Source organism: Parabacteroides sp. merdae-related_45_40 (genome assembly GCF_001915675.1).
In genome coordinates this window covers 26,368-44,282 of record NZ_MNQY01000037.1, presented here as the reverse complement: position 1 = coordinate 44,282, position 17,915 = coordinate 26,368, and the positions used below count along the sequence as shown (strand labels likewise).

Sequence of the window (17,915 nt, the reverse complement as noted above, 5' to 3'; positions counted from 1 at the left end):
GTCTGGTTCAATATATGTTCAGCCGTATGCATAGGAGGATATTCCTGTTTGTTGTGCTCGTTTAATTGGATTTCCTGTTCCATTGTTCTATTTCTTTCTTTAATATACTATATACATTAACATTCACGTATTCACCGGAAGTCAGTAATTCGCCTTCCCGTTCCGTACCTTCCAGTGTGAATCCCAATCGCTTCGGGACAGCGTTGCTCGGAATGTTGCCGACGGCGCACCGGATTTGGATGCGGTTCATGTTCCGTTCGCGCACGGCCCATTGGCAGAGATAACGGACGGTATTCGTGACGATCCCTTTTCCCCGGTAGGCGGGAAGCAGCCAGTAGCCTATTTCCGTTCGCCGGTTAGGGGCATCGGAGAAGTGAAACCCGGCCAGCCCGCAAATAGCTTCCCCTTGTTCCAAAATGTAGACCGGATCGCGCTGTTCGTAAGGGACAGCTAATACGGATTGCAGGAATCCTTGTTCATCTGCAACACCCTTGAGCCCGTCGACAAAAGGCAGCCAGATGCGCAGATCTTCCCGGTTTTTATCAATCGCTTCGAAAATCAGGGTTGCATCTTCAAAAGTTGCTTCCCGGATCGTATAATCGGAAATGCCTATCGGGTGGGAGTAAGGGCGGATCGTCTTTTCGAAAGCTTTCCTTGCACTGTTGTTCCGGTAATACACTTCGCCACAGTATTTGAATCCCAACGTGTCGATCAGGCGAAGCATATAAGCATTGTCATATTTCGTATCTACGCGGAAATTGTAGACACCTTTCTTTCGGCTTACTTCTTCCGCTTGCAACATAAACTGTTTTGCCATGCCCTGCCGTTTCATCTCGTCGGCAATGGCCAGGCGGTGGACGATGACATAAGGCAGATCGTTCGACCATTTGCCTTCTATATCTTTATAGACAGGTTCACCTTCGAATGAAATGACTCCGTATGCAACAACCCGGTCTTCCCGGCAAATGACGTATCCGTTTCCGTCTTGTATGTCTTGACGGATATGTTCGATTGCAGGGTAGTTCTCGTCCCATTGTTGACTTCCAAGGCGTTGCATTTGGGCTTTTGCTTGTCCGATGATTTGCCAGATTCGTTCGATATCTGTCTCTTCTGCTTTTCGGAATATGTCAGATGGTATACTTGAGATTGCCATTTGTCTTTTGATTTTATTGTAATGAATTCTCAAAGATAGTTTTTATTTTATTATTCCAAATAGAGGCAATCAGTCCTTGTCTTTAGTACGGGCATTTCTATATAAAGTCTTTAGCAAAACAACTATCATACTATCATAATTGAGTTTATGTGCTTGTAAAACAGTATGTTATTCTATGATAGTTCTTGTTTTTAACTATCATTCATCTATCATAACTATCATGGGTAAAAAGTAATAAGGCATTATATATCAATGTTTTATCAAATGAAGGATATGGTCTGAAGCTGATACAAAATAGATTAAAGAGGCTCATTTTTTCATGAAGACAAGCTACTTTTTAGGCAAAAACAACTTGAAAAGTTTCTTCAGACCCGGGTGGAAGGGCATGGGAGATCCGGGTGTGGAGGAGGTGGAGACCCGGATCTTCGTGAAACCGGAACGGGGATGTGGAGCTGTTTATCTGCCTTGTTTGAGGAGATTTTATGCACTGTTTCTGATTATAATCCAGTGGATTACCTTGTGTATCCTCCCACGGCATGATCGCTTCCTTCTTTATTGGAAAGAGAATGTTAAAAAGATAAGTCGGTAAGGTCGTTTTCATAAACATTTGCTATTCTTAACCCGGTAATTCCAATCAAAACAGTTTAATTTTTGTTATAAAGATAGATTTAAGTCTGAAACGGTCTAAACAAATTATTAGGTATGATACGAAAACTTTTGATTCGGGATCTGACTCTCCGGGATGGTCAGCAATCTGCTTTTGCAACGCGAATGTCACAAAAACAGATAGACAAAGTGCTTCCTTTTTATAGGGAAGCCGGTTTTTATGCGATGGAAATATGGGGTGGTGCCGTGCCCGATTCTATCATGCGATATTTGGGAGAAGATCCCTGGGAGCGGCTGGAGAAAATAAAAGCTTCGGTAGGGAATACCTCTAAGTTGACGGCCCTTTCACGCGGACGTAACTTGTTTGGTTACAATCCTTATCCCGATAAGATTATTAAAGGCTTCTGTCGCAATTCTATAGAATCCGGATTGGATATCATGCGCATATTTGATGCGCTGAATGATGTGGAGAATATAAAATCGACAGTCAAATATGTAAAACGCTTCGGAGGAATGGCTGATTGTGCCGTCTGTTACACGATTGATCCGTATCACTCGGCTGTTGAAAGAATTGTCGCAGCTTTACACGGGCATCCGTTGCATAAGCCTGTTTTTACAAATGAATACTTCTTGGATAAAGCGCTTCAAATGGAGGCTTTAGGAGCCGATATGATCACGATTAAGGATATGAGTGGCCTGATTCCACCGGGAAGAAGCGCTGAAATAGTACGTTTGTTCAAAAAACATCTCAAAGTTCCGGTAGATTTTCATACTCATTGTACGCCAGGATATGGTCTGGCTTCGGTTTTGGCCGCTATTGTCAACGAGGTGGATGTTGTCGATACCAATATCTGGTATTTCGCCGGTGGAACGGCTGCTCCGGCAATCGAACTGGTGTACGTGTTCTGTAAGAAAATGGGGATCGAGCTGGATATCAATATGGAGGCGATCGCGAAAATCAATGCTCATCTGTTGGATATCCGCAAAGAGTTGTCTGTTTTCGATATGGCAAAACAACTACCTAAGCCGTTTAATCCTTTGACAGACAGAATACCGACTGAGATCGACCGTTTTTTTAACGATGCGATCGACGCAGCCCGGAAAGACAAAGAGGAAGATTTGCTTATCTTCTGCCGTGCCATAGAAGAATATTTTGGTTTCCCTGAACCGAATGAACTGGTGAAGAAGGCCCAGATACCGGGAGGAATGTATACGAATATGGTAGCTCAGTTGAAGCAATTAGGACAGTTGGACTTGTTGGAAAAAGCAATGTCGTTGATCCCCCAGGTGCGTATGGATGCAGGTTTGCCGCCTTTGGTAACGCCGACAAGCCAGATCATCGGGGCTCAAGCAGTATCGTGCGCGTTGGATCAACTGAAAGGACGTCCGATGTACAGTAATCCGTCCAACCAATTCGTCGCTCTGGTAAAAGGAGAGTATGGAAAGACGCCGGTTCCGATTGACCCGGAATTTCGTTTGAAGATTACGGGTTCGCGGGATGAGGTCCCCTATGATCCTTCCGATTATGAAATGCAGGAGAATCCCGTAATAGAAGAAGTTGGTGTCCAATTGGCTGAGAACGAAAAAGAGGTCTTGCTTCTGGAGCTTTTCCCGATGATGGCGCATAATTTCCTGGCGAAGAAAAAGCAGAAACAAGCACATGTTACCACATGATATCAGATTGTTTTTATGTATTTAAGAGCTTTTCCCCGGCTATTCGTCCGGAGGAAAGCTTTTTTGTTTTACATTTGTCTGCCGGAAATAAGCTGGAGTCGAAATGGGAAAGAGGTACAGGATAATTCTGTTTTTGTTTTTTACTGCAAATATGGTTTTTGCGGAAAGTAACCTCGACTCTTTATTAGTCAATTTGGATCAAACGATTCTCCAGCATGAGATTTATAAAGACAGGAGAGAAGCCCGGATCCGTGAATTGAAAGGAAAAGCAACCAAGACAGCTCCGAACTCTATTGCCGCTTACCAGCTCAACGATAGCATTTATCGGGAATATAAATCTTATATGTGCGATTCGGCTGTCCTCTATCTGACCAAAAATATCAGGATCGCCCGTAATTTGCGTGATCAGGAGCGGGAGTACAAAAGTAAATTGCTGTTAGCCTCCCTGCATGCTGCAACTGGCATGTATCAAGAAGCGATCGATGTATTGGAGGAAGTCCGCCGTGAAGATTTGCCAGCTTCTCTTACCTGTGATTATTACACCTGCAAAGAACAGGTATACAGGGAGATCTCCGGTAATTCCCGTGATCCGCAAAGTATACGCCGCTATGAAGATAAATCTTTCGTCTATCGGGATTCTTTAGCGATGATGTTGCCGGAAGGTGCCGGCAAGCGGGTTGAGTTGCAGGAACTGGCTTTGAGGGCTGACGGACATACTGATGAAGCCCTTCGGATCAATGATACACGTTTGGCAAAAATTCCGTTCGGAACTCCTGAATATGCACTTACTTCTTATCAGCGTGCGATGATCTACCGCCAGAAAAAAGATCGGGAAAAAGAAAAGTATTATTTGGCCCTTTCTTCCTTGTCGGATATTCAGTCGGCTATCACAGATCATGCTTCCTTGTGGATGTTGGCTGATTTATTGCTTAAAGATGGCGATATCGAGCGTGCTTATCATTATATCCGTTTTTCTTGGGATGAGACGAACCGGTTTCGTGCCCGCTCGAGAAGTTGGCAGAGTGCGGATATCCTTTCGTTGATCGATAAGAACTACCAGGCTACGGTAGAAGGGAAGAACCGGATACTGGTCACATATCTGACGCTGATCAGTGTACTTACCTTGTTATTGATCTCTGCCATCGTCTATATATATCGGCAGATGAAGCGACTGGCGGAGGCCCGCAATCATTTGCAGGAGACAAACGAGCAGTTGAAGGTGCTGAACGGCGAATTGTATCAGATGAACGATCGTTTGCAGTCCGCCAACCTCGAACTGTCTGAATCCAACCGGATCAAGGAGGAATATATCGGGCGTTTCATGAGTCTGTGTTCTTCTTATATCGATAAACTCGACGGTTATCGCCGTATGGTTTATAAAATGGTTTCTTCCGGACAGATCGGGGAACTGGTTAAAGTTACCCGATCGTCAAAGGGGTTGGAGGCGGAGCTGAATGCACTTTATAAGAATTTTGATACTGCATTTCTCCATCTGTTCCCGAATTTTGTGACACAATTTAATTCACTTTTGCTTGAAGATGAGCAGGTGGTACTGAAAAGGGACGAGTTGCTGAATACGGAACTTCGTATTTTTGCGTTGATCCGTTTGGGGATAAACGATAGTTCTCAGATAGCCGAATTCCTTCGCTATTCGGTGAATACCATCTATAATTATCGGGCAAAAGTAAAGAACAAGGCATGCGTTTCCAGGGATGATTTCGAGAATTTAGTCCGGAAAATTCATTAATCCTTTTATATTTGATCCACTTTTTTAGTAATATAAAAGATTTGTATCTTGTTGTTAAATAGATATTTGAGTGTTTTGTCTGTCCACTTATTTATTCACCGTCTCCCTTAGCTTTCCTTTTCTTCTTAATTTTGAATCACACATTTCAGGTCAGCAGATTATTCATTAAAAAAGTAATACGCATGGAAAAGAACATAGGGGAGTATCTTTCCCGCAAAAGTACGGAAGTGATTGCTATAGTGGCTTGTATCGGTTTGATCATAACTATTATTCTGGCTGCCGGGTCAATCAGGACTGAGCAGGAGAAGGCTCATATGGTCTTGCATTCAAGCTGTCTGCAAACGAAATAGGCAGATGCTTGTTTTCTAAAAAGAGTGTTTTAATTTCTCTATACATAATTTATATCCGATTCCTGTGCATAGTAGTAGGAATCGGATTTTTTTATGTGTCTGAGAATCAGAAATGGAGGAATGAAATACGAAAAAAGTGAAAAGAAATGAAATGAAAAACTTGCATAATTCAAATAAACCATCTACTTTTGCACCCGTCTTAGAGACAAGGAGAGATGGCAGAGTGGTCGATTGCGGCGGTCTTGAAAACCGTTGAACTGAGAGGTTCCGGGGGTTCGAATCCCTCTTTCTCCGCTGAAAGCAGCAAAAGCTGCTTTTTACGTTTTATGGAGGCAGGTTGCTTCTTGATATACATAATCAACCGAAAAGGAGAGATGCTCGAGTGGTTGAAGAGGCACGCCTGGAAAGCGTGTAAACCCCTAAAGGGTTTCGCGGGTTCGAATCCCGCTTTCTCCGCAAAGTCCTGATGATTTATTATCGTCGGGACTTTTTCTTTATGGGATTAATTAACGGTATTTTGAAATAAGATATGGATTCTTTATCTTTGCAAAAAGTTTTTTAGGGAAGGAATGTTAGTAACTACCGTGGATAAAAAGATAAAGTTTTACCAGCGTGTGATTTTGATGATCATGTTGGTCTTTATGCCGTTTTATTCAGTTGGCAGCGATTTCTTTCTGGAAGGTTTCCCAAGTTCTTCCATCGAGGTGGTAGAGAATGGAGTGCATGATGTACTTGATTTCGACGATAATGCCTCGTTGCGTACTGTCCGGCAGGAACAGATTCAAATCCAACAGTTTGTTGCAGACTTTATAGCCGACTGGCTGACTATAATAAATGTGCATGAGCTGATTCATTCTCTTGAATTGCAGCAATGTGCATTCTTGCCTATATTTTATCAACTTCATAAAACCCAGAGTTTTGTCTGGTTTTGTTCCTATCTGATTTAGGTCTTATCCGATTCTTTTTATTTTTCAGAGCGTGTATGGGTATGTTGTGCCGGTATGCGGAAGGCTTTGTCGTATCCCTGATATTGCACGCTTTATCATGTTTATAATTATAACCTAAAAATAAACTAATCAGAAACGATTTATGACGAGAAGATTATTTTTTAACTATTTACCTTTTTTGTTTTTAATAGCCAGCTTTTTTACCTCTTGTAACCGGAGTCATGAAAAAAAATCCGGAAGTAAAGACAATACGCTGGTGGTGAAGCTGGTAGCTACGAGTATCGAAGTGGCTCAATCGTATGTAGCCGATGTGCAGGCTGTCCAGTTTGTGGAGGTTAAACCGAAAGTGGAAGGGTTCGTTGAAGATGTCTTGGTTGACGAAGGAGAGCACGTGAAGAAGGGACAGGTCTTGTTCAAGCTTTCCTCTGCCGAACTGTATGAAGAGGTCAAAGAGGCGCAGGCCAATTATAAGCAAGTGCAGGCCGAGTTGAAAATGGCGGAAGTCGAAGCGGACCGTGTAAAGCGCTTGGTGGAAAAGGACATCATTTCGCCGATCCGCTTGGAACAGGCATTGGCGGAAGCCGATGTCGCCCGTTTGCGGGTACAGCAGGCCAAATCGCGTTTGCTTCGTGCGGAAACGAATTATTCCTATACGACCATCACATCTCCTTTTGAAGGGTATGTGGACCGTATACCGTTTAAGGTCGGTAGCTTGGTCACGCCGTCCAGCTTGTTGACCTCCCTGACGGATGTTTCGGAAATGTTTGCCTATTTCAAGATCAACGAGAAAGAATATCTTGAATATAAACGTACGCAGTTGAGCGGAGTGGAACAGCCGGAGTATAACAATCTGGAATTGATCCTGTCGGATCAGACAACCTATCCGTACAAAGGAACGGTCGAAACCGTAGAAGGTGATTTTGAACGTGGTACGGGTTCCATTGCTTTTCGTGCGCGTTTTGCCAATCCGGACCGCCTGTTGCGACATGGTGTTTCGGGTAAAATCCGTATGCTGACAGAAATGGAAGACGTGATACTGGTCCCGCAACGTTCGACATTCGAGATTCAGGATTTTACTTACGTGTATACTGTTGATGAAGAAGGCAAAGTGAGTGTCCGCAGTTTCGAACCACTCTCTCGTCACGGTGCCTATTATGTAACGAAAGACCTGCCTGACAATACGCTGATCGTTTATGAAGGAGTCCAGCAAGTGAGTGACGGGATGGTTATTACGCCTGAGATTGTGGATGCCGAAACGGTCCGTAAACAATTGGAATTGTCTGATGAAGTCGAAAATAATAAGTAAGCCGTATGTTTGAAATATTCATCAGACGCCCGATTCTGTCCGGTGTCATTTCTGTTGTGATTGTTTTTCTGGGTTTGCTGGCTATTACCTCTTTGCCGATTACCCAGTTTCCCGATATTGTTCCGCCTTCCGTTACGGTGACGGCCCGTTATACGGGAGCCAATGCCGATGTGATGGCTAAAACTGTGGCGACTCCCTTGGAACGTGCTATCAATGGTGTGCCCGGAATGACCTATATGACGACCGTTTGTACGAACGACGGTATGTCGCTGACGACGATCTATTTTAAGGTAGGAACCGATCCGGATGTCGCCTCCGTGAATGTGCAGAACCGTGTGACGACAGTCCTCGATGAACTTCCCGAAGAAGTGATCCGTGCCGGTGTGATTACCGAGAAAGAAGTAAACAGTATGTTGATGTATCTGAACATCATGAGTACGGACAGTTCGCATACCGAGAAGTTCGTGTACAATTTTGCCGATATCAATATCCTGCGTGAGCTGAAGCGAATCGACGGTGTCGGTTTTGTCGAGATCATGGGTAGCCGCGATTATGCGATGCGCGTGTGGCTGAACCCCAACCGGCTGGCAGCTTATAATATGTCACCGCAGGAGGTGACCGCCGCTATCCGTTCGCAAAATATCGAAGCTGCTCCTGGGAAGACCGGTATCAGTTCGGATAAGATTCCGCAGCAGTTGCAATATGTATTGCAATATAGCGGGAAGTTCAGCACTCCCGAAGAATATGGCGAGATCGTGTTGAAGGCGTTACCGGACGGTTCGGTTCTCCGGTTGAAGGATGTGGCGACGATTGAGTTCGACTCGGAAGACTATAATATGATTTCCATGACCGACGGCAAGCCTTCCGCCTCTATCATGATCAAGCAGCGTCCGGGTTCGAATGCCCGTGAGGTGATTCAAAATATCAAAGCCAAGATGGAGGAAATCAAGGAAAGCAGTTTTGCCCCCGGAATGGATTATAATATATCGTACGATGTTTCGCGATTTCTGGATGCTTCGATTTCGGTTGTGCTCCGGACGTTGTTGGAAGCCTTTTTGCTGGTGTTTATCGTGGTATATTTGTTCCTGCAGGATTTCCGTTCGACGTTGATTCCGGCGATAGCCGTTCCTGTTTCGCTTGTCGGGACTTTCTTCTTTATGCAGATGTTGGGCTTCTCCATCAATATGCTGACACTGTTCGCACTGGTGCTGGCAATCGGTATCGTGGTCGATAATGCCATTGTCGTAGTGGAGGCGGTACATGTGAAGATGCACAACGAAAAACTTCCACCGGCAAAAGCCACCGAAGCCGCCATTCGTGAAATCGGCGGGGCGATTATTGCCATTACCCTGGTGATGTCTGCCGTGTTCGTCCCGGTAGGCTTTATGTCCGGTACGGTCGGTATTTTCTACCGTCAGTTTTCGTTGACGCTGGCAGTGGCGATTGTCATTTCGGGCGTGAATGCCTTGACGCTGTCTCCCGCGCTCTGCGCCTTGATGCTGAAGCCTGTCTCGCATGACAAAAAGGTGAAGAAAAGTTTGTTGGCGCGTTTCTTCGACGGATTCAATAAGCGCTACGATCATCTGGAACGCCGTTATAAGATCAATCTGCGTTTGTTCTTGAACAGGCGTTTCCTGACCTATGCGTCGTTGATTATTTTCTGTCTGGCAACATGGGGTATGACGTTTGTGTTGCCTTCGGGTTTTATCCCTAATGAAGACCAGGGAATGATCTATGTGAATGTCGATGCACCTCCCGGAGCGACCCTCGAACGTTCGGAAGCCGCTTTGAGCAAAGTGCAGGCCGCTCTGTTGCCGTTGGAAGAAGTGGAAACGGTTTCCACATTGGCAGGCTACAGCTTGATGACGGAAACGGAAGGAGCCAGTTTTGGCATGGGGATGATCAACTTGAAGCCCTGGAACGAACGCGAGCAGACGGCCGAGGAACTGATGCGCGTCTATGCTGACCGCGTGTCGCATATCAAGGATGCGGATATCCAGTTCTTCCTTCCACCGACGGTTCCCGGTTTCGGTAATGCCAGCGGTTTCGAACTTCGTTTGCAGGATAAGACTGCCGGGACATTTGCCGAGTTGGACGAAGTGGCCAAATCGTTTGTGGCCAAGCTGAATGCCGATCCTCGTTTGTCGGGTGTCACATCCGGTTTCAATCCGAACTTCCCGCAATATCTGTTGCGGGTCGATCTGGCCAAAGCGGCAAAACTGGGAATTGATGTGAACGAGTCGATGGAAACTTTGCAATCCTATGTCGGGAGTTTCTATTCTTCCAACTTCGTCCGTTTCGGGCAAATGTACAAGGTGATGTTGCAGGCTGCTCCCGAATATCGTATGAATCCGGAGGATCTGTTCGGTTTGTATGCTAAAAATAAAGAGGGGAACATGGTTCCGTATTCCAACTTCATGACAATGGAGCGCGTGTATGGTCCGAGTCAGATTACCCGTTATAACCTGTTTACTTCGGCCATGATTACCGGTGAACAAGCACCGGGAGTCAGCTCGGGTGAAGCCTTGGAAGCCGTAGAGGAGATTGCTGCCGAAGTGTTGCCGAGAGGCTACGATATAGAATGGTCCGGCGTTGCCCGTGAGGAGAAAGAATCCGGTGGACAATCCTTGGTTATTTTCGCGATCTGTCTGGTCTTTGTCTATCTTCTTCTGGCGGCCCAGTATGAAAGCCTTTTGCTGCCGCTTCCGGTTATCCTCTCGCTTCCGGCAGGTGTGTTCGGATCATTCCTTTTACTATATGCGGTGGGACTGGAGAATAATATTTATGCTCAGGTGGCACTCGTGATGCTGATCGGCCTCTTAGGTAAGAATGCGATCCTGATTATCGAGGTGGCGAACCAGTGCCGCAAGGAAGGCGTTAGCATTATGGGAGCGGCCATCCAAGGGGCAACCAGCCGTTTGCGTCCGATTCTGATGACTTCTTTTGCTTTTATCAGCGGTTTGATCCCGTTGGCGGTAGCCAGTGGCGCTGGTGCTTTGGGCAATCGTTCCATCGGGACGGCGGCGGCCGGAGGTATGCTGATCGGTACGTTCGTGGGGATCTTCCTGATACCGGGGCTTTATGTGATATTTGAATCGTTGGCAACTTACTTAAAGGAAAAGAAACAAAAAGCAAATGAAGAAGAATATGAGTTTTAAGATAATTGCTACAGTTGGCTTGTGGGCGGCGATCGGCCTTACAGCTTGCAAGGCTCCGCAGCTCTCTCCGGATGGGGAACGTGCCGTACTGCCAGAAGGAGATGGGCATACCTATGACACTGCATTTGTAAAGCCGTTGGAGTGGAATGTGTTTTTCCAGGATTCCATCTTACAAGGATATGTGGAGGTCGCTTTGCAGAATAACTATTCGTTCAAGCAAAGCATGGAACGGGTGACAATGAGCCGGGCCAACCTGCAACGGGCAAAAGGCTTGCTATTACCTGAAGTTAGCCTCGGCATCGGGACTTCGGTCAACCGTTTCGGCGAATATACGATGGACGGAGTGGGGAATAGCGAGACTAATGTTCCTTCCTTGGCGAAAGACAAACATATCCCGGACCCTTACCGTGATTTCGGACTTTTCCTGAATTTCCAGTGGGAAGCGGATATATGGGGGAAGCTGACACGTAAGAAACAGGCGGCTGTAGCTCGTTGGATGGCTTCGGTTGAGGCAACCCGTTTTGCGCAGTCGGTCCTGATATCCGAATTGGCTGTCCACTATTATGAACTGATCGGTTTGGATAAGCGTCGGGATGTCTTGGAAGAAGCCCATATCAGTTCCAAACGTTCGTATGAGCTAACTCGCCAGCTGAAGAAGGAGGGGGCCGAGACACAGTTGGCTGTCGACCAGTTTCATGCCCGTATGCTACTGATAGAAAGCAAACTGTTGGAAAATGATCAATTGATCGGGGAGAAAGAGCGTGCGATAGCCTGCCTGTTAGGTGTCTTTCCGTTTGAAATCAGGCGTATGAGTTTTGAAGAGCTGCGTCAGATCCCTTTCCCGCTATCAGACGGTGTTCCGGCGAACATGCTGACCTTACGTCCCGACGTACGGGCCGCCGAGATGGAATTGCTGGCTTCAAAGGCGGATGTAATGGCGGCTAAAGCAGCCTTCTATCCTTCGTTGGTGTTGGGTGCGGGAGGTGGCTTCAATAGCTTTGATCTTGGCAAATGGTTCACAGCGCCTGCTTCGCTGGTTTACGATTTGGCAGCAGGAATTACTGCACCAGTCTTCCAGCGGAACCAGATTCGTTCGATGTGGAACGAGGCGCGTGCTTCGCAACGGATTGCCTTGTCGCAATATCACGAAACGGCCTTGAAGGCCTATACGGAAGTATTGGATTTGTATTGTGCCGGTCTAAACCAAGTGGAGCGTGTCCGCCTGAAAGAAGTGGAGACCGTAGCTCACCAACGTTCGGTCACCAATGCCAATGAACTTTTCAAATTGAATTATGTCGGCTTCCTCGAAGTGCTCTCTGCCAATGAACGTTATCTGGATAGCGAATTGGAACGTATCGACATCATCACCGATCTTTGCCGGAAAAAGATCCTTCTCTACCGGGCGTTGGGCGGTGGTTGCTAAAGCTTTTAGACGAAAAGACGGATGTAGAAGGTTTGCATCCGTCTTTTTGGTTATCATGGAATTTTTGTTTCATCCAGATGAAACTTTTTATACTTTTGCATCGTTCTTAAAAATTGAAATGAGAAATGGAACATGCTCCTAAGATTAACAAAGTAGAGGTCCGTACTTTGCAGATGGCGGACTACCGACAATTATCTCAATCTTTTACAAGAGTTTATTCAGACGGCTCGGATGTGTTTTGGACACGTGAGCAAATCAAGAAGTTAATCACTATTTTCCCGGAAGGGCAGGTGGTTACGGTCGTGGATGATAAGATCGTGGGGTGCGCCTTGTCTATCATCGTCGATTACGACAAGGTAAAGAACGACCATACTTACGCCTTTGTTACTGGAAACGAAACCTTTAATACGCATAATCCAAAAGGCAATATCCTGTATGGAATAGAGGTCTTTATCCATCCCGATTACCGGGGCCTGCGTTTGGCACGGCGTATGTATGATTATCGGAAGGAATTGTGTGAAAGCCTGAACTTGAAAGCGATTATGTTCGGCGGACGTATCCCGAATTATCATAAATATGCGGATACGATGCGCCCGAAGGAATATATTGATAAGGTCCGTAAAAGAGAAATTTATGATCCGGTGCTGACTTTTCAAATATCGAATGATTTCCATGTTCGTAAAGTGATGACGAATTATTTGCCGAACGATGAGGAATCCAAACATTATGCAACCCTGCTGCAATGGGACAATATCTATTACCAGCCGACTCCGGAAATCGTTTCGACCAAGACGACCGTCCGCGTCGGTCTTGTCCAGTGGCAGATGCGACCTTACAAGGGGCTCGATGACGTGTTCGAACAGGTGGAATTTTTCGTGGATGCCGTATCTGACTATAAGAGTGACTTCATCCTTTTCCCCGAATACTTCAATGCCCCTCTGATGGCTAAGTTCAACCACATGAGCGAGTCGGAGGCGATCCGCGAGCTGGCGAAATATACGGACGAGATGCTGAACCGCTTCATCAACTTGGCGATCAGCTACAACATCAATATCATTACCGGGAGCATGCCGTTGATCAAAGACGACGGGTTGTACAACGTCGGTTTCCTTTGTCGCCGCGACGGTAGTTATGAGACGTACGAGAAAGTGCATATCACGCCCGATGAAGCGAAGAGCTGGGGACTTTCCGGCGGTAAGATGGTGCAGACTTTCGAAACGGACTGTGCCAAGATCGGTGTCCTGATCTGCTACGATGTCGAATTTCCGGAACTGTCGCGTATCATGGCGGACCAGGGGATGCAGATTCTGTTTGTGCCCTTCCTTACCGATACGCAGAACGCCTATTCGCGTGTCCGTGTTTGTGCGCAGGCACGTGCGATCGAAAACGAATGCTTTGTCGTCATAGCCGGTAGTGTCGGTAACTTGCCCCGTGTCCATAACATGGATATCCAGTATGCGCAGTCCGGTGTCTTCACCCCGTGTGATTTTGCTTTCCCGACAGACGGGAAAAGGGCGGAGGCGACCCCGAATACGGAAATGATCTTGGTGTCGGATGTGGATCTCGATTTGCTGAACGAATTGCATACGTACGGAAGTGTCCGTAACTTGAAAGATCGCCGGCACGACCTGTATGAAGTGAAGATGAAGCGGAAGTAGCAGAAAGGTGGCGAATAGGTTCCTTGTTTTGTCATTTTGTTGTGATTCGCAAGACTTTTAAGATGTTTTATAAGTAGCACGCTTTTGATGATGGGAGAAAAATGTTATATTTGTAGACAAATGACTTCAAAATAACATTCAATAACCCTTCCTAAAAAGTATTTGCTTATGATTAAAAGAAGATTACTATCGTACGACATTCCGCAATTGACAAAAGTATTTAAAAAAGATTTTCCCCAACTGGTAACGATGGCGGAAGAGAGTGAGAGCGCAGCGCTTTTTAAAGAAGCCTTGCGCTCTTTTGTTTTTTCCCGCATCGACAAGACGGTTGGCGGGAGCAATATGGGAAATGCCGTGGCGAAGCGTATTCTTCTGTTGATCGAACATGACGGTATGATGGTCTTCGAGCTTTCGACAGGTGAGGAGATGCCGGTACGGACGATTACCTGCCTGTGGCAGTTCCTGGCCGGGAAGCTGGAGGAAGATGTTTCGCCGGACTTCTTTATCGACCTGTACCGGCAATTCGAATTGCTGGAGAAGCCGGAGGAAATCGTTCCGGACCGTTCGCTTGTCAAACGGCAGATGAACCGTTGGCCGACTGGGCTGGACGAGGAGGTGATGGCGATCCGTCACTCCAACAAGGAGCGGATCATTGCCGGGTTGATACGTAAGATCGAACGGCGTCATGCCCCGACCTCTCGGTTCCAGTTTACGGAAGGGATGAGCTATACCGAGAAGTACGTCAAAGTGCAGGAATGGTGGAATACCGGCCGTTTCCATCTTGCGATGGCTTTCAAAAGCCCGACGGAACTGAACTATTTCCTTGGCGGTTCCCTGTCGGCTGGAACGATGGACCTGTTGGCACGTGCTCGTAAGAAAGGCATGCCGTTTTTTGTGACTCCTTATTACCTTTCCCTGCTGAACACGAATACAAGCGGATATGACGACGCTGCCATCCGCTCTTATATCCTTTATTCGGAAGAACTGGTCGATACATATGGCCGGATCAAGGCGTGGGAGAAAGAAGACATAGTCGTGGCCGGACAGCCGAATGCTGCAGGATGGTTGTTGCCGGAAGGACACAACATACACCGCCGGTATCCGGAGGTGGCGATCCTGATCCCCGATTCGATGGGGCGTGCCTGTGGCGGGCTGTGCGCTTCCTGCCAGCGGATGTATGATTTCCAGAGCGAGCGCTTGAATTTTGATTTCGAATCTTTGAAACCAAAGGAAACATGGGATAAGAAACTGCGTCGGTTGATGCGCTATTTTGAAGAGGATGCGCAGCTTAGGGATATCTTGATTACTGGAGGCGACGCGTTGATGAGTCAGAACGCGACGCTCCGCAACATACTTGATGCTGTCTATAAGATGGCGGTCCGGAAACGAAAAGCCAACGAGAGTCGTCCCGAAGGGGAGAAGTTCGCTGAGTTACAACGGGTCCGCTTGGGGTCTCGCCTGCTTGCCTACTTGCCTCTCAGAATCACGGACGAACTAGTCGGTATCTTGAGGAGTTTCAAAGATAAAGCCTCACGTGTCGGTGTTACGCAGTTTATTATCCAGACACATTTTCAATCCCCATTGGAGGTCACGCCGGAAGCAAAAAAGGCGATCGAGGCGATTCTCTCCGCCGGTTGGATCATCACCAACCAGTTGGTCTACACCGTTGCCGCTTCTCGGCGTGGACATACGGCAAAACTTCGTCAGACGTTGAATGCGATGGGGGTGGTGTGCTATTACACTTTTTCGGTTAAGGGTTTTCACGAGAACTATGCCGTGTTCGCTCCTAATAGCCGTTCTTTACAGGAACAGCAAGAAGAGAAAGTTTTCGGCCTTATCCCCAAAGAGAAGCAGAAGGAACTGTATCGGCTGATCCGCTATGAGCGACCCTTAGGAAAGAAATTGTCCGGTTTTTTGAAAGAGAACCGTCTTCTTTTTGCTGCCACCGATCGCAGTGTGTTGAATCTTCCAGCCATCGGCAAAAGCATGACTTTTCAGATGGTCGGTTTGACAACAGAGGGAAAGCGTATCCTGAAATTCGACCACGACACCGGACGCCGTCACAGTCCGATTATCGATCGGATGGGAGAAGTCTACATCGTCGAGAACAAGTCCGTCGCCGCCTACCTGCGCCAATTACAGGATATGGGTGAAGATGTGCGGGAGTATATTAGTATTTGGAATTATTCCGAGGGGAGGACTGAACCTCGTTTCAGTATTTACGAATACCCCGACTATCCATTTGATGTTACAGAAAAGATGACAAATCTTGAGCTATAAAACGAGTAATTATTATCTTTGTTCGTGCTAAACCAATATAAAATGATACAGAACGAAAGAGAAATACGACACGAGTATGTGTTACAGGCTGTTCGTCAGATGATGACAGCCGCTCGGACAGCTCCGAAAGGGAAAGGCATCGATATTATTGAAGTGGCGATGGTGACGGATGAAGATATCAAACGCCTTTCCGAAGAGCTTGTCATCATGTCCGGCGAAACCGGTTTAAAATTCTTTTTGCGTGATGCTGACAATATTCTTCAGGCTGAAGCTATCATGATTGCTGGTACACGCCAGCAGGTTCAGGGTTTGAATTGCGCGCACTGCGGGTTTCCGACTTGTGTGGAGAAGCCGGAAACCGTCCCTTGTGCGATTAATTCGGTGGACTTGGGCATTGCGGTCGGTTCGGCTTGTGCCACGGCGTCGGATTTGCGCCTGGATACACGTGTGATGTTCAGTGCCGGTATGGCTGCACAGCGTTTGGGAATGTTGGGCGACTGCAAATGTGTGATGGCGATTCCGGTAAGCGCGTCCTCGAAAAACCCGTTCTTCGATCGAAAAACCAAAACAGAGTAAGTCATGATAAAGTTTGATAACAAACTCGAACTGCGGTACTACTTCAATGATAAGTCAAACTACATGGATGCCATGATCAAACATCGTTCAGAAAAGGAGGTACTCTCGCTTGTTCGGACGTTAGCAGACATGTTGGATATCAAAATGACTGTCTATTGCGAGTCTTTTGCCCAACAGGAGGGCTTTCGCGAAATCTGGTCGGTGGCAGGTGAAAACAGCCGTCTGATCTCTGTTCTTCTTAACTTGTTCATGCAGGTATGGACGCGTCCGTCCCTTTTGGTCGGTGGACAACCGGTTGTGGACCGTTCGGTGACCGACGAGGAAAAGATGCAGCGCGAAATTGCCTTATTGCGTAGTAATTTGAGAAAAAAAATGCCCGGTATTACCGTGACGCGGGAGTTGGTGGAACTGCTCAGCGCATCGCCGCGTTTTTGTAAATGCAAATCGAACTTTTACGAAGCTGTACGCGGTTATCCGAAGGTGACAAAGTTCACTTTACGCGAACTGAACGAAAATAACCGCAGCCGTTCGGGATCGTTGGAGGTCAAACGCGAACAGTTTGACTATTACATCCTCCGTTCCGACGAATTGCCTCCTGTTAAAGACAACAAAGCAACGATAGAAATCATCTCACCTGTGCTGAAAGATGCCCGTTACCGTTGGAAAGGCATCTACAACAAGGGGGGCGAGACAATCGACTTTTACATGTGCGACGAAGATTTCAAGAAAGATATGTTCGATGAAAAGATTGCCTTCAAGAGCGGTATGTGTATAGATTGTGTGCTGGAGATACAACGGAAGATGAGTGAACTAGGTGAAGTGGTTAACATCAGCTACACGGTCGAGACGGTGATCCGTACCCGCTTCGATAAGATGGAAATCATTACGCCGCAAGGGAAACGCCACCTCAGGAAGCTCGAAGCTGAGAAAAAGCAGTTGACGCTTGATCTTTTCGGATAATAAATCGTCTTTTCGTCCGTGAATTGATAGTTTTATAATCTTAAAAAATGGCATGTTTTTTATGTCTCCAAAGCGTC

Annotated in this window: 13 protein-coding genes and 2 tRNA genes; 13 read left to right on the top strand and 2 right to left on the bottom strand. The window is 46.6% G+C overall.

From position 1 onward, the window contains the following. Nucleotides 1-61: 61 nt before the first annotated feature. Nucleotides 62-1,153: a GNAT family N-acetyltransferase gene (locus BHV83_RS03465; RefSeq protein WP_286756289.1), complete on the bottom strand. Its 1,092-nt coding sequence runs from the start codon at nucleotides 1,151-1,153 to the stop codon at nucleotides 62-64. A 319-nt stretch (nucleotides 1,154-1,472) separates the two neighbouring features. Between BHV83_RS03465 and BHV83_RS03460 the strand changes: the two genes are divergently transcribed. The 6 genes from BHV83_RS03460 (at nucleotide 1,473) to BHV83_RS03435 (ending at nucleotide 5,986) form a co-directional block, all read left to right on the top strand. After that, nucleotides 1,473-1,742 carry a hypothetical protein gene (locus BHV83_RS03460; protein WP_122131292.1) on the top strand — a complete coding sequence of 90 codons (270 nt, stop codon included), beginning with the start codon at nucleotides 1,473-1,475 and terminating at the stop codon, nucleotides 1,740-1,742. A gap of 113 nt (nucleotides 1,743-1,855) precedes the next feature. Next, a complete protein-coding gene (locus BHV83_RS03455) occupies nucleotides 1,856-3,433 on the top strand; it encodes a hydroxymethylglutaryl-CoA lyase-like TIM-barrel protein (protein WP_122205895.1) in 1,578 nt (525 codons plus the stop codon). Between the two features lie 103 nt (nucleotides 3,434-3,536). After that, nucleotides 3,537-5,180 (top strand): SusR family glycan utilization regulator, encoded by a 1,644-nt coding sequence (gene susR / locus BHV83_RS03450; RefSeq protein WP_122205894.1) that lies wholly within the window; start codon nucleotides 3,537-3,539, stop codon nucleotides 5,178-5,180. Nucleotides 5,181-5,362: 182 nt separating this feature from the next. Further along, nucleotides 5,363-5,530, top strand: coding sequence for a hypothetical protein (locus BHV83_RS03445; RefSeq protein WP_005639074.1), 168 nt, complete (start codon nucleotides 5,363-5,365; stop codon nucleotides 5,528-5,530). A 209-nt stretch (nucleotides 5,531-5,739) separates the two neighbouring features. Continuing rightward, nucleotides 5,740-5,824 (top strand) — tRNA-Ser (locus tag BHV83_RS03440). 74 nt (nucleotides 5,825-5,898) lie between these two features. Next, nucleotides 5,899-5,986, top strand: a tRNA-Ser gene (locus BHV83_RS03435). A 197-nt stretch (nucleotides 5,987-6,183) separates the two neighbouring features. Here the strand turns inward: BHV83_RS03435 and BHV83_RS03430 are convergent. Next, the gene (locus BHV83_RS03430) at nucleotides 6,184-6,435 is read right to left on the bottom strand and encodes a hypothetical protein (RefSeq protein ID WP_181980810.1); all 252 of its coding nucleotides are present in this window, start codon (nucleotides 6,433-6,435) and stop codon (nucleotides 6,184-6,186) included. 184 nt (nucleotides 6,436-6,619) lie between these two features. On the opposite strand from BHV83_RS03430, the gene BHV83_RS03425 reads away from it, so the two are divergent. From BHV83_RS03425 to BHV83_RS03395, 7 genes are all read left to right on the top strand, one after another. Continuing rightward, nucleotides 6,620-7,783 (top strand): efflux RND transporter periplasmic adaptor subunit, encoded by a 1,164-nt coding sequence (locus BHV83_RS03425; protein ID WP_005639081.1) that lies wholly within the window; start codon nucleotides 6,620-6,622, stop codon nucleotides 7,781-7,783. A 5-nt stretch (nucleotides 7,784-7,788) separates the two neighbouring features. Continuing rightward, nucleotides 7,789-10,941 carry an efflux RND transporter permease subunit gene (locus BHV83_RS03420; RefSeq protein WP_005639083.1) on the top strand — a complete coding sequence of 1,051 codons (3,153 nt, stop codon included), beginning with the start codon at nucleotides 7,789-7,791 and terminating at the stop codon, nucleotides 10,939-10,941. Next, nucleotides 10,919-12,364: a TolC family protein gene (locus tag BHV83_RS03415; RefSeq protein WP_005639085.1), complete on the top strand. Its 1,446-nt coding sequence runs from the start codon at nucleotides 10,919-10,921 to the stop codon at nucleotides 12,362-12,364. The genes BHV83_RS03420 and BHV83_RS03415 overlap by 23 nt, the downstream gene beginning before the upstream one ends. Before the next feature lie 125 nt (nucleotides 12,365-12,489). After that, entirely contained in the window at nucleotides 12,490-14,022 is a 1,533-nt protein-coding gene (locus tag BHV83_RS03410; protein ID WP_008148451.1) for a carbon-nitrogen hydrolase family protein, read from the top strand. Between the two features lie 168 nt (nucleotides 14,023-14,190). After that, nucleotides 14,191-16,302 carry a KamA family radical SAM protein gene (locus BHV83_RS03405; protein WP_122205893.1) on the top strand — a complete coding sequence of 704 codons (2,112 nt, stop codon included), beginning with the start codon at nucleotides 14,191-14,193 and terminating at the stop codon, nucleotides 16,300-16,302. A gap of 42 nt (nucleotides 16,303-16,344) precedes the next feature. Further along, nucleotides 16,345-16,878, top strand: coding sequence for a ferredoxin domain-containing protein (locus BHV83_RS03400; RefSeq protein ID WP_122205892.1), 534 nt, complete (start codon nucleotides 16,345-16,347; stop codon nucleotides 16,876-16,878). Between the two features lie 3 nt (nucleotides 16,879-16,881). Continuing rightward, nucleotides 16,882-17,838 (top strand): hypothetical protein, encoded by a 957-nt coding sequence (locus BHV83_RS03395; protein ID WP_022321663.1) that lies wholly within the window; start codon nucleotides 16,882-16,884, stop codon nucleotides 17,836-17,838. The last annotated feature ends 77 nt before the right edge of the window (nucleotides 17,839-17,915 follow it).

What these genes read in the sequence shown, in the direction of transcription:
- BHV83_RS03400 (WP_122205892.1), top strand. Translation starts at nt 16,345, where the DNA reads ATGATACAGAACGAAAGAGAAATACGACACGAGTATGTGTTACAGGCT.
- BHV83_RS03465 (WP_286756289.1), bottom strand. Translation starts at nt 1,153, where the DNA reads ATGGCAATCTCAAGTATACCATCTGACATATTCCGAAAAGCAGAAGAG.
- BHV83_RS03405 (WP_122205893.1), top strand. Translation starts at nt 14,191, where the DNA reads ATGATTAAAAGAAGATTACTATCGTACGACATTCCGCAATTGACAAAA.
- susR (WP_122205894.1), top strand. Translation starts at nt 3,537, where the DNA reads ATGGGAAAGAGGTACAGGATAATTCTGTTTTTGTTTTTTACTGCAAAT.
- BHV83_RS03415 (WP_005639085.1), top strand. Translation starts at nt 10,919, where the DNA reads ATGAAGAAGAATATGAGTTTTAAGATAATTGCTACAGTTGGCTTGTGG.
- BHV83_RS03430 (WP_181980810.1), bottom strand. Translation starts at nt 6,435, where the DNA reads ATGAAGTTGATAAAATATAGGCAAGAATGCACATTGCTGCAATTCAAG.
- BHV83_RS03455 (WP_122205895.1), top strand. Translation starts at nt 1,856, where the DNA reads ATGATACGAAAACTTTTGATTCGGGATCTGACTCTCCGGGATGGTCAG.
- BHV83_RS03460 (WP_122131292.1), top strand. Translation starts at nt 1,473, where the DNA reads ATGAAGACAAGCTACTTTTTAGGCAAAAACAACTTGAAAAGTTTCTTC.
- BHV83_RS03395 (WP_022321663.1), top strand. Translation starts at nt 16,882, where the DNA reads ATGATAAAGTTTGATAACAAACTCGAACTGCGGTACTACTTCAATGAT.
- BHV83_RS03425 (WP_005639081.1), top strand. Translation starts at nt 6,620, where the DNA reads ATGACGAGAAGATTATTTTTTAACTATTTACCTTTTTTGTTTTTAATA.
- BHV83_RS03445 (WP_005639074.1), top strand. Translation starts at nt 5,363, where the DNA reads ATGGAAAAGAACATAGGGGAGTATCTTTCCCGCAAAAGTACGGAAGTG.
- BHV83_RS03410 (WP_008148451.1), top strand. Translation starts at nt 12,490, where the DNA reads ATGGAACATGCTCCTAAGATTAACAAAGTAGAGGTCCGTACTTTGCAG.
- BHV83_RS03420 (WP_005639083.1), top strand. Translation starts at nt 7,789, where the DNA reads ATGTTTGAAATATTCATCAGACGCCCGATTCTGTCCGGTGTCATTTCT.